Annotated in this window: 13 protein-coding genes; 6 read left to right on the forward strand and 7 right to left on the reverse strand. The window is 75.1% G+C overall.

Translation table 11 applies throughout. From position 1 onward, the window contains the following. Nucleotides 1–72: 72 nt before the first annotated feature. Together lipA and AB0J00_RS20955 are read left to right on the forward strand one after the other, a co-directional pair. Nucleotides 73–1,047, forward strand: a complete 975-nt coding sequence (gene lipA, locus AB0J00_RS20950; RefSeq protein WP_357748744.1) for a lipoyl synthase — start codon at nucleotides 73–75, stop codon at nucleotides 1,045–1,047. A gap of 65 nt (nucleotides 1,048–1,112) precedes the next feature. After that, entirely contained in the window at nucleotides 1,113–1,952 is an 840-nt protein-coding gene (locus tag AB0J00_RS20955; protein WP_357748746.1) for a DUF4191 domain-containing protein, read from the forward strand. A 56-nt stretch (nucleotides 1,953–2,008) separates the two neighbouring features. Here the strand turns inward: AB0J00_RS20955 and AB0J00_RS20960 are convergent, their stop codons facing one another. Together AB0J00_RS20960 and AB0J00_RS20965 are read right to left on the reverse strand one after the other, a co-directional pair. Further along, complete coding sequence (locus AB0J00_RS20960; RefSeq protein ID WP_357748748.1) at nucleotides 2,009–2,869, reverse strand: ABC transporter permease; 861 nt, start codon at nucleotides 2,867–2,869, stop codon at nucleotides 2,009–2,011. Beyond that, nucleotides 2,866–3,783 (reverse strand): ABC transporter ATP-binding protein, encoded by a 918-nt coding sequence (locus AB0J00_RS20965; protein WP_357748751.1) that lies wholly within the window; start codon nucleotides 3,781–3,783, stop codon nucleotides 2,866–2,868. Before AB0J00_RS20965 ends, AB0J00_RS20960 begins: the two co-directional genes overlap by 4 nt. A 133-nt stretch (nucleotides 3,784–3,916) precedes the next feature. On the opposite strand from AB0J00_RS20965, the gene AB0J00_RS20970 reads away from it, so the two are divergent. Continuing rightward, nucleotides 3,917–5,065, forward strand: a complete 1,149-nt coding sequence (locus AB0J00_RS20970) for a histidine kinase (RefSeq protein ID WP_357748754.1) — start codon at nucleotides 3,917–3,919, stop codon at nucleotides 5,063–5,065. Next, nucleotides 5,062–5,718, forward strand: coding sequence for a response regulator transcription factor (locus AB0J00_RS20975; RefSeq protein ID WP_357748756.1), 657 nt, complete (start codon nucleotides 5,062–5,064; stop codon nucleotides 5,716–5,718). The genes AB0J00_RS20970 and AB0J00_RS20975 overlap by 4 nt, the downstream gene beginning before the upstream one ends. Before the next feature lie 16 nt (nucleotides 5,719–5,734). Here AB0J00_RS20975 and AB0J00_RS20980 read toward each other — a convergent pair whose 3' ends face one another. Then, on the reverse strand, nucleotides 5,735–6,178 hold the full coding sequence (locus AB0J00_RS20980; protein ID WP_357748759.1) for an RDD family protein: 444 nt from the start codon (nucleotides 6,176–6,178) through the stop codon (nucleotides 5,735–5,737). Nucleotides 6,179–6,343: 165 nt separating this feature from the next. Here AB0J00_RS20980 and glnA point away from each other — a divergent pair, with 165 nt between their 5' ends. Next, nucleotides 6,344–7,777 carry a type I glutamate--ammonia ligase gene (gene glnA / locus AB0J00_RS20985; RefSeq protein WP_357748762.1) on the forward strand — a complete coding sequence of 478 codons (1,434 nt, stop codon included), beginning with the start codon at nucleotides 6,344–6,346 and terminating at the stop codon, nucleotides 7,775–7,777. Nucleotides 7,778–7,885: 108 nt separating this feature from the next. Here glnA and AB0J00_RS20990 read toward each other — a convergent pair whose 3' ends face one another. The 4 genes from AB0J00_RS20990 to AB0J00_RS21005 all read right to left on the reverse strand — a co-directional run bounded on the left by AB0J00_RS20990 (nucleotide 7,886) and on the right by AB0J00_RS21005 (nucleotide 12,682). Continuing rightward, nucleotides 7,886–8,797, reverse strand: coding sequence for a dioxygenase (locus AB0J00_RS20990; protein ID WP_357748764.1), 912 nt, complete (start codon nucleotides 8,795–8,797; stop codon nucleotides 7,886–7,888). 34 nt (nucleotides 8,798–8,831) lie between these two features. Next, a complete protein-coding gene (locus tag AB0J00_RS20995; RefSeq protein ID WP_357748766.1) occupies nucleotides 8,832–9,902 on the reverse strand; it encodes a maleylacetate reductase in 1,071 nt (356 codons plus the stop codon). 52 nt (nucleotides 9,903–9,954) lie between these two features. Continuing rightward, a complete protein-coding gene (locus tag AB0J00_RS21000; protein ID WP_357748768.1) occupies nucleotides 9,955–10,821 on the reverse strand; it encodes a hypothetical protein in 867 nt (288 codons plus the stop codon). Between the two features lie 259 nt (nucleotides 10,822–11,080). Beyond that, nucleotides 11,081–12,682 (reverse strand): MFS transporter, encoded by a 1,602-nt coding sequence (locus AB0J00_RS21005; protein WP_357748771.1) that lies wholly within the window; start codon nucleotides 12,680–12,682, stop codon nucleotides 11,081–11,083. A 224-nt stretch (nucleotides 12,683–12,906) separates the two neighbouring features. On the opposite strand from AB0J00_RS21005, the gene AB0J00_RS21010 reads away from it, so the two are divergent. Next, a partial coding sequence (locus tag AB0J00_RS21010) for a GAF domain-containing protein (protein WP_357748774.1) occupies nucleotides 12,907–13,640 on the forward strand: 734 nt, incomplete at its 3' end.

Consider the following 13,640-nt stretch of genomic DNA (forward strand, 5'->3'; position numbering starts at 1 on the left):
GTCCGGCCGTCCGCGGCCGGGCCCCCTCCTGCGTTCCCGGACCGAACCGGAGGCGGGAGTACCGTTCAGCGCATGAGCGAGACGGTGGTCGGCAACCCGGGGACCGCGGGCCGGATCGAGCCCGCCGGGCGGAAACTGCTCCGCCTGGAGGTCCGCAACAGCCAGACCCCCATCGAGCGCAAGCCCGAGTGGATCAAGACCAAGCTGAAGACCGGCCCGGAGTACACCGAGCTGAAGTCGCTGGTCCGCCGCGAGGGGCTGCACACGGTGTGCGAGGAGGCGGGCTGCCCCAACATCTACGAGTGCTGGGAGGACCGCGAGGCCACCTTCCTCATCGGCGGTGACCAGTGCACGCGCCGCTGCGACTTCTGCCAGATCGACACGGGCAAGCCGGCCGACTTGGACCGCGACGAGCCCCGCCGGGTCGCCGAGAGCGTCGCGACCATGGGCCTGCGCTACGCCACCGTCACCGGTGTCGCCCGCGACGACCTCCCCGACGGCGGCGCCTGGCTGTACGCCGAGACGGTGCGGCAGATCCACGCGGCCATCCCCGGTTGCGGTGTCGAGCTGCTGATCCCCGACTTCAACGCCGAGCCCGACCAGCTGGCCGAGGTCTTCTCCTCCCGGCCCGAGGTGCTCGCGCACAACGTCGAGACGGTGCCGCGCATCTTCAAGCGGATCCGGCCGGGCTTCCGGTTCGAGCGCTCGCTGGCGGTCATCACCGCGGCGCGCGAGGCCGGGCTGGTCACCAAGTCCAACCTGATCCTCGGCATGGGCGAGGAGCCGCACGAGGTCGTGGAGACCATGCAGGCCCTCCGCGACGCCGGCTGCGACCTGCTGACCATCACCCAGTACCTGCGGCCGAGCGTCCGCCACCACCCGGTGGTGCGCTGGGTGAAGCCCGACGAGTTCGTCGGCTTCGCCGCGCAGGCCGAGGAGATGGGCTTCCCCGGGGTGCTCGCCGGGCCGCTGGTCCGCAGCTCCTACCGGGCCGGCCGGCTGTACCAGCAGGCCGCCGAGGCGCGCGGGCTCGCCGTCCGCGGCTGACCCGCCCGGGGGTGCCCGGGCGCGGGCCGCAGGGCCTGCGCACACCGGGGTCCTATCCTCAAGGCATGGCACGCAGCAGGTCCACCGACAGCTCCGCTCCCACCGGCAAGGCCGGCCGCGGTCCGGCCGGGTCGTCCGGACGGCGGGGCACGGGCGCGACCGCTGCCGGGAAGAGCGGCAAGGCGCCGAAGCTCGACGCGAACGGTCAGCCCAAGCCGGGCCGCATCGCCCGGGTGCGCTCGCAGCTGAGCATGCTCAAGCAGGCGTACACGCTCACCCGGCGCAACGACCCCAAGCTCCCCTGGGTGATGCTCATCGCGTTCGTCGCGGTGTTCGCCGTCGTCGAGGTCATCGGCATCCTGCTGGGCTCGCCGTTCGTGTTCCTGCCGATCGCGCTGCTGTTCGGCCTGCTGGCCGGGCTCATCGTGTTCAGCCGGCGGGCGCAGGGCACGGCCTACCGCCAGGTGGAGGGCCAGCCGGGTGCGGCCGCCTGGGTGCTCGAGGGCATGCGCGGTGACTGGCGGGTCAGCAGCGGTGTCGCCGGCACCGCCCAGCTGGACGCCGTCCACCGGGTGCTCGGCCGGCCGGGCGTCCTCCTGGTCGGCGAGGGCTCGCCGCAGCGGGTGCGCGGCCTGCTCGCGCAGGAGAAGAAGCGCATCGCCAAGGTCGTCGGCGACGCCCCGATCTACGACATCGTGGTCGGCGACGCCGAGGGCCAGGTGCCGCTGAAGAAGCTCAGCTCGCACGTGATGAAGCTGCCCCGCAACCTGACCGCCGCCGAGGTCAACGCCCTCGGCAAGCGGATGAGCGCGCTGGGCGGCCAGCGGATGCCGATCCCCGGTGGTCCGCTCCCCGGCGGCCGGCAGATGAGCGTCAGCCAGCGCCAGGTCAACCGCCGCCGCTGAACCGTCCCGACGACGCCCCCGTGCCGCACGGCACGGGGGCGTCGTCGCGTCTGCGGTCAGGGCACGTCGCGGCGGCGCACCAGCAGCAGGGCGACGCCGGCGAAGCCGAGCAGGTAGACCGCCAGCCAGCCGGTGGCGGCCGGCCCGGGGAGCGTGTCGAACACCCCCGGGGTGCCGTCGGCGGTGCCGGCCTGCGCCCCGCTCAGCGCGCCGACCAGCGACCCCGCCGCGGTGCCGGGCAGGTGGTCGGTGACGATGCCGATGCCGTCCAGCACCCCGCCGACGCCGCGCAGCAGGTTCTCCACGACCAGCGCCCAGACCAGGCCCAGCCCCACCCCGAGCGCGGGGCTGCGGGTGAGCACGCCGACCAGCACCCCGGCCGCGGCCCACATGCCCAGCACCAGCAGCCCGGTGCCCAGGGCGGTGAGCCAGTCCCCCGCCCCTGGCAGGTCGACCGGCCGGTCCTCGACGCCGGCCACGAGCGTGGCCGCGGCCAGGTCGAGCCCGGCGGAGACCACCACCAGCCCCACGACGAGCGCGGCCAGCGCGGCGACGGTGCCACCGAACGCGGCCGCCCGGCCCGGCCCCTGGGTGAGCACCGTCTTCCAGGTGCCCCAGCCGTAGCCGCTGCCGACCGCCAGCGCCCCCATGATCATCACCAGCGCGCCGCCGAACATCGGCATGCCCTGGACCAGGGTGACCGGCGCCGCCGACGGCAGCAGCCCGGCGAGCAGCCGGGCGGGCGGGACGCCATCCGCGCCCGGCCCGGTCGGGTCGCCGGTGCGGTAGGCGATGTAGTCGAACACGTACCCGAACGTCAGGTTCAGGGTCACCCACACGGCCAGCAGCACCCACAGCGCCGGCCAGCGGCCCAGCCGCAGCAGCTCCGCCCGGGTGCTCGCGACCAGCGCGCTCACCGCACCGCTCCGTCCGCCGTCGATGCCGTCATCTCGAAGAAGACCTCCTCCAGCGACCGCTCCACGGTGCGGACCTCCCGCACCACGACGTCCTCGGCGACCAGGGCGCGCACCAGCGCGGGCACCACCGGCGCGCCGCCGGCCAGCCGGAGCGCCCGGCCGTCGTCGGCGACCGCGACCGCGTCGTCGCCGGCCACCCGCATCGCCACCGCCAGCGCCCGGTCCAGCGGGTCGGCCCGCAGCAGGACGGCGGCCTCGCCGCGCAGGTCGGCGACCGTGCTCTCGGCCACCAGCCGGCCCTCGGACACCACCCCGACGCAGTCGCAGACCTCCTGCACCTCGGCGAGCAGGTGGCTGGACAGCACGACCGTCTGCCCGCCGGCGGCGACCGCGACGAGCAGCGCGCGCATCTCCGCCATCCCCGCCGGGTCCAGGCCGTTGGTGGGCTCGTCGAGCACCAGCAGCTGCGGCTCGCCGAGCAGCGCCGCGGCGACGCCCAGCCGCTGCTTCATGCCCAGCGAGTAGCGCTTGAACGGGTCACGCCCGCGCCCGGTCAGCTCGACCCGGGCCAGCGCCCGGTCCACCGCGGCCTCCGGCAGCCGGCGGTAGCGAGCCAGCACCCGCAGGTTGTCCCGCCCGGAGAGGTACGGGTAGAAGCCGGGGCCCTCGACGAGCGCGCCGGTGCCGGTCACGGCGGCCCGGCTGCCCGGCGCGGCGCCCAGCACCCGGGCGGAGCCGGCGGTGGGCCGCACCAGGCCCAGCAGCATGCGCAGCGTCGTCGTCTTGCCCGCGCCGTTGGGGCCGAGGAACCCGTACACCTCCCCGCGGCGCACGGTCAGGCTGACGGAGTCGACGGCGAGCCGCTCCCCGTAGCGCTTGGTCAGGCGGTCGGTCACCACCACGGTGTCGTCCATGCCGGCCACCCTCGCCCCGGCACCGCTACGCCGTCGTCGCCCTGCGGGCGGCTCCCCGGCTACGCAGACCTGCGTACGACGGAGCCGTCGCAGAGGGGACGACGCGCCGCCCGGGCGCGCCTATGGTCGCCGCGTGCGCACCTCGGCCCGCTTCGACCGGCGCGACCTGGTGCCCGCGCTGCCGCTGCTGGCGCTGGGGCTGGCCGCCACCGGCCGGGCTGCGGAGAACCAGGCGGGCTGGCTGCGCGCACCGGACGCCGCGGCCTGCACGTGCATCGCGGTGGCGGGGCTGGCCCTGCTGCTGCGCCGGCGGGCGCCGCGGACCTGCCTGGTGCTCGTGGGCGCCGCCGTCGCCGCCTACCTGGCCCAGCAGTACGCCCTCGGCCCGGTCCTGCTCTGCGGCCCGGCGGCGGCGTGGGCGGTGGCGGTGGCCCGGCCGTGGCGCGAGGCGCTCACCTGGACCGCCGGGCTGGTGCTGGTGCCCGCGGTCGCGGCGACGCCGGCGTTCGCCGCGGACGGCGGCGGTGGCTGGGTGGGCCAGCTGGGCTGGGCCGCCGGGTGGGCCGCGGCGGTCGGCGGGGTCGGGGCCATCGGCGCGGCGCGGGAGGTGCGGCGCCGCGCGGAGGCCGGGGTGCGGGCCGAGCAGGCCCGGCGCGCGGTCTCGGAGGAGCGGCTGCAGATGGCGCAGGACGTGCACGACGGCGTGGGCCACGGCCTGGCGGTGATCGCCCTGCACGCCGGTGTCGCGCTGCACGTCCTCGACCGGGACCCCGCGCGGGCGCGGGAGCTGCTCACCAGCATCCAGGCGACCAGCCGGGAGGCGCTCGACGGGCTGCGCGCCGACCTGGACCGCTGGCGCGGGCCCGACGACGCCGCGGCCCGCCGTCCGGCGCCCGGGGTGGCCGACCTGCCGCAGCTGCTGGCCCGGATGCGCGCCGGCGGCCTCGCGCTGGCCGCGGACGTCGACCGCTGCGACGACGTGCCCGGCCCGGTCGGCACCGCGGCCCACCGGATCGTGCAGGAGTCGCTGACCAACGTGCTCCGCCACGCGGGCGGCGCGACGGCCGCGGTGCGGCTGCGCTGCGCCGGCGGCGAGCTGTCGATCGAGGTCCGCGACGACGGCGGCGGGCCCCCGGGTCCGGCGGGCTCGGGCATCACCGGCATGCAGCGGCGGGCCGCGGCGGTCGGCGGGTGGCTCACCGCCGGTCCGGCACCCGGCGGCGGGTTCGTCGTCCGGGCCGCGCTGCCGCTGCGCAGCCCGGCGCCGGTGGAGACGCCGTGACCCGGGTCGCCGTCGTCGACGACCAGGCGCTGGTGCGGCTGGGCCTGCGCGTGCTGCTGGAGGGCGAGCCGGACGTCGAGCTGGTGGGCGAGGCGGCGGACGGCGCGACCGGCGTCGACCTGGTCCGCGCCACCCGCCCGGACGTGGTGCTGATGGACGTCCGGATGCCGGGCACCGACGGGCTGACCGCGCTGCGGGAGATCACCGCGGACCCCGGCCTGGGCGCCGTCCGGGTCGTGGTGCTCACGACGTTCGAGCTCGACGAGTACGTGTTCGAGGCGCTGGCCGCCGGGGCCAGCGGTTTCGTGCTCAAGGACGGCGACCCCGAGGAGCTGCTGCGCGCGGTGCGGGTGGTCGCCGACGGCGGCTCGCTGCTGTCGCCCACGGTGACCCGGCGGGTGATCGAGCGGTTCGCCGGCGCCCCCGCCCGCCGGGCCGCGCCCCGGGCCGGCCTGGCGGAGCTGACCGAGCGGGAGCGGGAGGTCGTGGCGTGGGTGGCGACCGGCCGCTCCAACGACGAGATCGCCGCGGAGCTCGTCGTCAGCCCGGCGACGGTGCGCACCCACGTGAGCCGGGCGATGCTCAAGCTGCACGCCCGCGACCGGGCGCAGCTGGTGGTCTTCGCGATCGAGGCCGGCCTGCACGTCGAGTGACGCCGGCGCCGCACGGCTACGCGCGCGGCGCGTCCATGATCACCGCGGTGCCGGTGACCCGGTCGTGGAGCCCGCGGCCGTCGGCGTCCACGACCAGCGCGGGGATCAGCGGGGCGAGCAGCAGGGTGCGGACGACGGCGCGCCACGGCGCCAGCCGCCGCCCCTGCTCGGGGTGCGCCAGCCGCATGCCCAGCAGCCGCATGCCCGGGGTCTGCCCGGTGAGCAGCAGGAAGAACACCGTGAGCAGCGCCCAGGTGAGCAGGCTCCACAGCTGCGGCGGGTCGGGGGCGGTGAACAGCGCGGTGACCAGCCCGGCACCGATCCCGTCGATGGCGAACTGGCCCACCCGCCGGCCGAACGGCGCGAGGGAGCCCGGCCCGGAGGCGGGCAGCCCCAGTGCTGCGCCGCGGGTGCGCTGCTGAGAGGGTGGGACGTCGCCCCCGGCGGTGTGGCCAGCCATGCCGCCAGCGTAGGTGCCGCCCCGGCGTGCCCCTGCGGACGGCGGGGCGGTGTGCGTCACGACACGCCGGGGCCGGTGTTACCGGCCCGAAACACGCGGGTCACCGCGGGGCAACGCCCCGCTCGTAGCTTGCTGTTCGGCTGCCCGCCCACTCCCGGAGGATCGATGTTCAACAGTCCCGACGAGGTCACCGCGTACATCCGCGACAACGACGTCAAGTTCGTCGACGTCCGGTTCTGCGACCTGCCCGGCGTCATGCAGCACTTCACCATCCCGGCGGAGACCTTCGGCCCGGACACCTTCGCCGACGGCCTGGGCTTCGACGGGTCGTCGATCCGCGGCTTCCAGGCGATCAACGAGTCGGACATGCTGCTGCTGCCCGACGCGAGCAGCGCGTACGTCGACCCGTTCCGCATCCACAAGACGCTGAACATCAACTTCTTCATCCACGACCCGATCACGCGCGAGGCCTACAGCCGCGACCCGCGCAACGTGGCGAAGAAGGCCGAGGCCTACCTGGCCAGCTCCGGCATCGCCGACACCGCGTACTTCGGCCCCGAGGCCGAGTTCTACGTGTTCGACTCGGTGCGGCACAGCACCTCGATCAACGAGGGCTACTACCACATCGACGCGGTCGAGGGCTCCTGGAACTCCGGGTCGCTGACCGGCGAGAACGGCGGCCCGAACCTGGGCTACAAGACCCGCCCCAAGGGCGGCTACTTCCCGGTCGAGCCCTACGACCACCAGAGCGACCTGCGCTCGACGATGATGGTCAACCTGGCCAACGCCGGGCTCGAGCTGGAGCGCGGCCACCACGAGGTGGGCACCGGCGGGCAGGCCGAGATCAACTACAAGTTCGACACCCTGCTGCGCTCGGCGGACAGCCTGATGCTGTTCAAGTACGTCATCAAGAACACCGCCTGGGCGCACGGCAAGTCGGCGACGTTCATGCCCAAGCCGCTGTTCGGCGACAACGGCTCGGGCATGCACTGCCACCAGAGCCTCTGGAAGGACGGCGAGCCGCTCTTCCACGCCGAGACCGGCTACGCGGGCCTGTCCGACACCGCCCGCCACTACATCGGCGGCCTGCTGGCCCACGCCCCGTCGCTGCTGGCCTTCACCAACCCGACGGTGAACAGCTACCACCGGCTGGTCCCGGGCTACGAGGCCCCGATCAACCTGGTCTACTCGGCCCGCAACCGCTCGGCCTGCTGCCGCATCCCGATCTCCGGTGACAGCCCGAAGGCCAAGCGCATCGAGTTCCGCGTGCCCGACCCGTCGGCCAACCCCTACCTCGCCTTCTCGGCGATGCTGATGGCCGGCCTCGACGGCATCAAGAACAAGATCGAGCCGCCGGCGCCGGTCGACAAGGACCTCTACGAGCTGCCGCCCGAGGAGGCCCTGGGCATCGAGAAGGTCCCGGCCTCGCTGGACGCGGTGCTCGACCGGCTCGAGGTCGACCACGACTACCTGCTCGACGGTGGCGTGTTCACCTCCGACCTGATCGAGACGTGGATCGAGTACAAGCGGGAGAACGAGATCGACCCGATCCGCCTCCGCCCGCACCCGCACGAGTTCGCGATGTACTACGACATCTGATCCCCTGCGGACGCCCAGCGGCCCCCGACCTCACCGAGGTCGGGGGCCGCTGGGCTGCGGGGCCCGGGTGCTGCGGGCCCAGGTGCTGCGGGCCCAGGTGCTGCCGGCTCAGGTGCCGGCGGGGGCGAGCACGACGTCGAACCGCACCCGCGACCAGGTGCCCTCGACCTGCCGGCCGTCCGGTGTCGGGGTGCCGGCGGGCTGCCGCGGGAAGTCCCGGACCAGGGAGTCCTTCACCCCGAACACGGTGTCCCGGCGGCCGATCGGGTCACCGGCCGGGAAGACGTGCGTCACCAGGGTGCGCGCCGCCTCGTGCGACACCATGACGTGCAGGTGCGCGGCACGCAGCGGGCTGCGGCCCACGGCGGCGAGCAGCTGCCCGACCGGTCCGTCGTCCGGGATCGGGTACGGCGTGGGGGTCAGCCCCCAGAAGCGGTAGCCGCCGTCGTCGTCGGTGAACAGGTGGGCCCGGGCCGCGCGCCGGTCGTCGCCGCGCTGGACGTCGTACAGCCCGTCCTCGTCGGCCTCCCACACCTCGATCCGGGCGCCGGCCAGCGGGTTGCCCGCGGTGTCCCGGACGGTGCCCTCCACCCAGCACGGCTCGCCGGGGGCGCCGAAGGCCATGTCGCCGCCGTTGTCGATGCGGGCGGCGTCCTCGACGAAGAACGGGCCGAACACGGTCGCCTCGGTGGCGTCGCCGACGGCGACGTTGTTGACGTTGACCGTCTGCATCGAGGCGCCGAGGACGTCGGACAGCAGGATGAACTCCTGCCGGGTGCCGGTGGTGATGTGCCCGGCCGCGGTGAGGAAGGCGATCGCCGCACCCCACTCCGCCTCGGTCAGCCGGACCTCGCGGATGAACCCGTGCAGGTGCCGGACCAGGGAGGTCATCACCTCCTGCAGGCGCGGGTCCGGGCACGCGTCGAACGACGCCACGACGGTGTCGACGAGCGTCTGCTCCACCCGCTGCTGCTCCGGTCCGACGTCCCGGGTGCTGCTGTCCTCGGCGTAGGTGGCCACCGGTCCTCCTCCGTTGTCCGTGGTCGTGTGCCGTTCAGCGGGCCGGCTCGGTGCCGGCCCACGCCGCGCGCAGCAGCGCGGTCACGTCGTGCTCGGTGACCGGCGCCGGGTTGCCCGGCGGGACGGCGGCCAGCACCGCCGGCACCGCCCGGGCGATGCCGGCCTCGGGCATGCCGAGGTCCCGCAGCGCACGCGGTGCACCCAGCCGCCGGCGCAGCTCGTGCAGACCGGCGGTGGCGGTGCCGGCACCGAACGACCGGGCGATCCGCGCCGCGGCGTCGGGGGCGTGCGGTGCGTTGAGCGCCAGCACGTGCGGCAGGACGACGGCGTGCGTCTGGGCGTGCGGCAGGTCGAACATGCCGCCGAGCACGTGGCAGACCTTGTGGTGCAGCCCCGACCCGGCCGAGGCGAAGGCGACGCCGGCGAGGTAGGCCCCGTAGAGGGTGCGCTCCCGGCCCGCGAGGCCGGCAGGGTCGGCGAGCACGGCCGGGAGGCCGGCGGCCAGCGCGGCGATCCCCTCCCCCGCGAGCACCTGGTCGACCGGGTCGACCCGGGGTCCCCACATCGCGTCGACGCAGTGGGCCAGCGCGTTGAGCCCCGAGGCCACCGACAGGTCGGCCGGCAGGCTGGTGTGCAGGGCGGCGTCGTAGACGACCGCGGCGGGCAGCACCGCGTCGTCCGTGCCGGTGGTCTTGGTGCCGCCGTCGGTCAGCCCCCAGACGGTGGTCACCTCCGACCCGGCGTAGGTCGTCGGCACGGCCACGACCGGCACGCCCGCCACCGGTGAGCCGCTCATCGCCAGGGCCTTGGCCAGCCCGGTGGTCGAGCCGCCGCCGATGCCGACCACCAGGTCGACGCCGGCGTCCGCGGCCGCGTCGCGGGCGCGGCGGGCGACCTCCACCGGCACGTGCATGACCACCTCGGAGTGCCACAGCGCGACGTCGATGCCGGCCGTGATCCGCTCGGCCGTCGCCCGCTGGCCCTCCGTCGCGATGACCATCACCCGCCGCGCGGACCGGCCCGCCACCTCGGCCGCCAGGTTCTCCGCCGCCCGGTGCGAGCCGAACCGGATGCGCTGCCGGAGCGAGTCGTGCACGAAGTCCACGCCCGACCTCACCCCGTGCCCACCCACCGGCGCAAGCCGTCGCGGCGCGCGGTCAGGCCCGGGCGCGGACCGGGTCGGTGTCGGCCGCGGTGCGCGGGGTGGGCAGCGCCGGGCCGGCGGCGGGGACGACGGCCGGCTGCGGGCGCCGCGCGACCGGGCACAGCCAGACCGGCTGGAACCCGGTCCGCCGCTGGAAGTACCGGGTGCCCGGGCTGGTGAACAGCATCGAGCCGGCCACGGTCAGCGAGCCGACCCCGCGGCCGATCAGCCCGGCGGTCGTCTCGGCGTGCAGCAGGTAGCGCATCACCTGGTTGTCGGCGTGGCCGAGGGCGATCACCAGCGCGCCCAGCCCGGCCCAGTCGCCGTCGACGACCACCTCGCTCAGCGCCACCGGGTCACCGGCCGCGTCGTGCACCAGCACGAACTGCCGGTCCAGGTGGTCCCGGCCCTCGGTGCGCACCAGCGTCGCCGGGTCCTGCCGCCGCAGCCGGGCGACGTGCTCGACGCCGGCCCGCAGCTCCGGCCCCACCGGGACGACGGCCGCGGTGAACCCCGCCGTCCGGGCCCGCGTGACGTTGGTGCGCAGCGCCTGGCGGGCCCGGCCGCGCAGGTACTCGGCCTGGGTCGCCGGGAGCCGCAGCAGCGCCACCGGCAGCCGGTCGAACGGCAGCCGCCGGTCGGGCCGGAACCAGCTGCGCAGCTCGTCCCCCGACGGCGTGGCCGACAGCGGCGCCTCGACGACCGGCAGCTCGGTCGCCAGCGTCAGCACCGCCCGCAGCCCCGGCCGGGACGCCGCCGCGCGCAGCCGCGCCGTCCCACCCCGGGCCGCGCGGACGGCGGCGACGTAGCCGACCGCCTGTTCCAGCGCCTGCTCGCACGGCCAGTCCGACGACGTCCACACCGGCTCGGCGCGCACCATCCTGCGTCCTCCCGCTCCCGCGCCGCCCGCGGCACGGCCCCCGACCGCTCGCGCCCGGCCACGTCCGCGGGACGGGTCCGATCCGGCACGGCGCCGGCGAGCTTGCGGCAGTCAACCAGCACCGACGCCGTGCGGCCGTGAACTGCCCGTGCCGCGCCCGGGCGTGTCCTGGACGCCCCCATAGCGGCCTGACCAGGGCCGGAACGCACCACGGCCCCCGCCCGGGAGGGGCGGGGGCCGCGGCGCGGGGTGGAGAGGGTCAGCGCGGCAGCCGGGGCTGCGCGGCCCCGTCGGCCCGCGCGACCGGACGCCGGGTCGGCGTCGGCTGCTCGGCGACGGTGTTGCCCGTCATCACGGTGCCGCCCAGCGCACCGTCCAGCGCGGCGTCCTGCCCCCGGGCGTTGCGGGCCGCCAGCGGCGAGGCGACGTCCTCCAGCGACTTCCCCTCGGCGTCGACGCCGAGGAACGCGGCGATGACGCCACCGGCGATCATCACTCCGGCCCCCAGCAGGTAGCCGCCGAACAGCGGGCCGCGGTTCTCGCCCTCGCCGATCAGCGCGCCGTAGATGACCGGGCCCAGCGCGCCGAAGCACTGCGCGATGGCGAAGAAGACGGCGATGGCCTTCGCCCGGACCTCCAGCGGGAAGATCTCGCTGACCGTCAGGTACGCCGAGCTGGCACCGGCGGAGGCGAAGAAGAAGATCACCGTCCAGCAGATGGTCTGCGTGTAGGCGTTCAGCGCCCCGGCCTGGAACAGCACCGCGGTGATGGCCAGCAGCGTGCCGGACAGGATGTAGGTGCCGGCGATCATGCGCTTGCGGCCCCACGTGTCGAACAGGTGCCCGATGGTGAGCGGGCCGATCAGGTTGCCCAGCGCGAACGCCACGAAGAACAGCGGCACCGTGCCGTCGGAGACGCCGAAGAAGTTCTTCAGCACCAGGGCGTAGGTGAAGAAGATCGCGTTGTAGAGGAACGACTGGGTGATCATCAGGGTCGCGCCGAGCACCGCCCGGCCGGGGAACTCCTTGAACAGCACCCGCAGCAGCGCCACGTAGCCGATGGTCTCGGTCGGCCGCAGCTCGATCGCCCGGCTCTCGTCGACCGGCGGCAGCGTGCGGCCGCCCTGCTCGACCTCGTGCTCGATGAAGCTGATCGACTCCTCCGCCTCGCGCTCGCGGCCGTTCATGACCTGCCAGCGCGGGCTCTCCGGCAGGTGCCGGCGGACGACGAGGATCACCAGGCCGAGCACCGGGCCGAGCAGGAAGGCCAGCCGCCAGCCGAGCGAGGGCTCCATGACGTTGAGGAAGATGAAGGTGCCCAGCGTGCCGATGAGCGCGCCGCCCCAGTAGGTGCCGTTCACCGCGATGTCGACCCGGCCGCGGTACCGGGCGGGGATCAGCTCGTCGATGGCGGAGTTGATGGCCGCGTACTCACCGCCGATGCCCATGCCGGCGACGAAGCGGGTCAGGTAGAGGAAGCCGACCCAGCCCCACTCGTTGCCCAGCGTCAGCGCGGTGAGCCCGCTGCCCACCAGGTACAGCGCCAGGGTGACCATGAACAGGTTGCGGCGGCCCAGCTTGTCCGACAGGTTGCCGAACACCAGCGCCCCGACGACCTCCCCCAGCAGGTAGATCGTCGCGATCGCGCCGGCGGCCGTCGAGCTGAAGTCGAGCGTGTCGTTCTCGGTCAGGACGCCGGTGACCGAGCTGGCGACGGTGATCTCCAGACCGTCCAGCACCCAGGCCACGCCGAGGGCGACCACCATGCGGGTGTGGAACGGGGACCACGGCAGCCGGTCGATCCGGGCGGGGATGAGACTGCGGATGCCGCCGGACGTCGGTGGCGCTGGAACGGTTGTCATCGATGACTCCTCCTCCTGAGGGCCGCCCCTCCTACCCCGTTCTGGGGCGCTTGACTCACCCAACTGCCGACGTCCCCCGACCAGTTGACGGATCCACCCCCTCGACGTTGTGCACCATCACCCGTCCGGCCGCGTCAACTCCCGCCCCGCCCTGCCGATCTAGCTGGAGAACCCGGCCGGTCGCGTACCGGAACCGGTCGTGGGTCAGGGGGACGGGGAGACCGATGAGACGACGGAGCACCACCGGCACGGCAGGCCCGGCCGCGCCGGGCGTGCCGCGCGACGTCGAGGCCGTGGAGGCGGTCGTCGACGCCCTCGAGCGGGGCGTCGACGACGAGACGGCGGCGCACGGGCTGATCACCGAGACGCTCGTGCGCGAGCTCGGGCTGGACTACGGCGCCGTGTGGCTGCCGGCCGGGAACGGCTCCTTCTGCCTCGCCGGGGAGTACGGCCCCCTGGTCGGCGCCGTGGCGGCGACCGTTGCCGGCCGGGTCGCCACGATGACCGCGGCCGACGGCTACGGCGGCGAGGCGCTGCGCACCGAGCGGGCGGTGCTCGTCGACGGCACGTCCGACACCGCCGGCTGCGCCCGCTGGGCCGGGGCCAGCGCCGCCGGTGCGACGGCCGGCTGCTTCCTGCCGCTGGTCGAGGACGGCCGGGTCAGCGCCGTCTACGAGTACTACGACGACGGCGCGCTGCCCTTCGTCGGCCAGCGCCGGGGCAAGTGGGAGTCCCTGGGCCGGCTGCTCACCCACGCGCGGCGGTCCGCGCTCGCCACGACGGCCCTGCGGCAGACGCTGGACGACCGCCAGGCGGTGACCAGCGTGGTGACCGAGATCGGTGCCGCCGGCACCGCCGAGCACGCGCTGCGGATCGCGCTGGACACCGTGCGCACCGCGTTCGGCTGGGCCTACGGCTCCTACTGGGCCCTGGACACCAGCGACAACCTGCTGAAGTT

Origin of the sequence: Modestobacter sp. NPDC049651 (genome assembly GCF_040659695.1) — a bacterium.
In the GTDB taxonomy this organism is placed as follows: domain Bacteria; phylum Actinomycetota; class Actinomycetes; order Mycobacteriales; family Geodermatophilaceae; genus Modestobacter.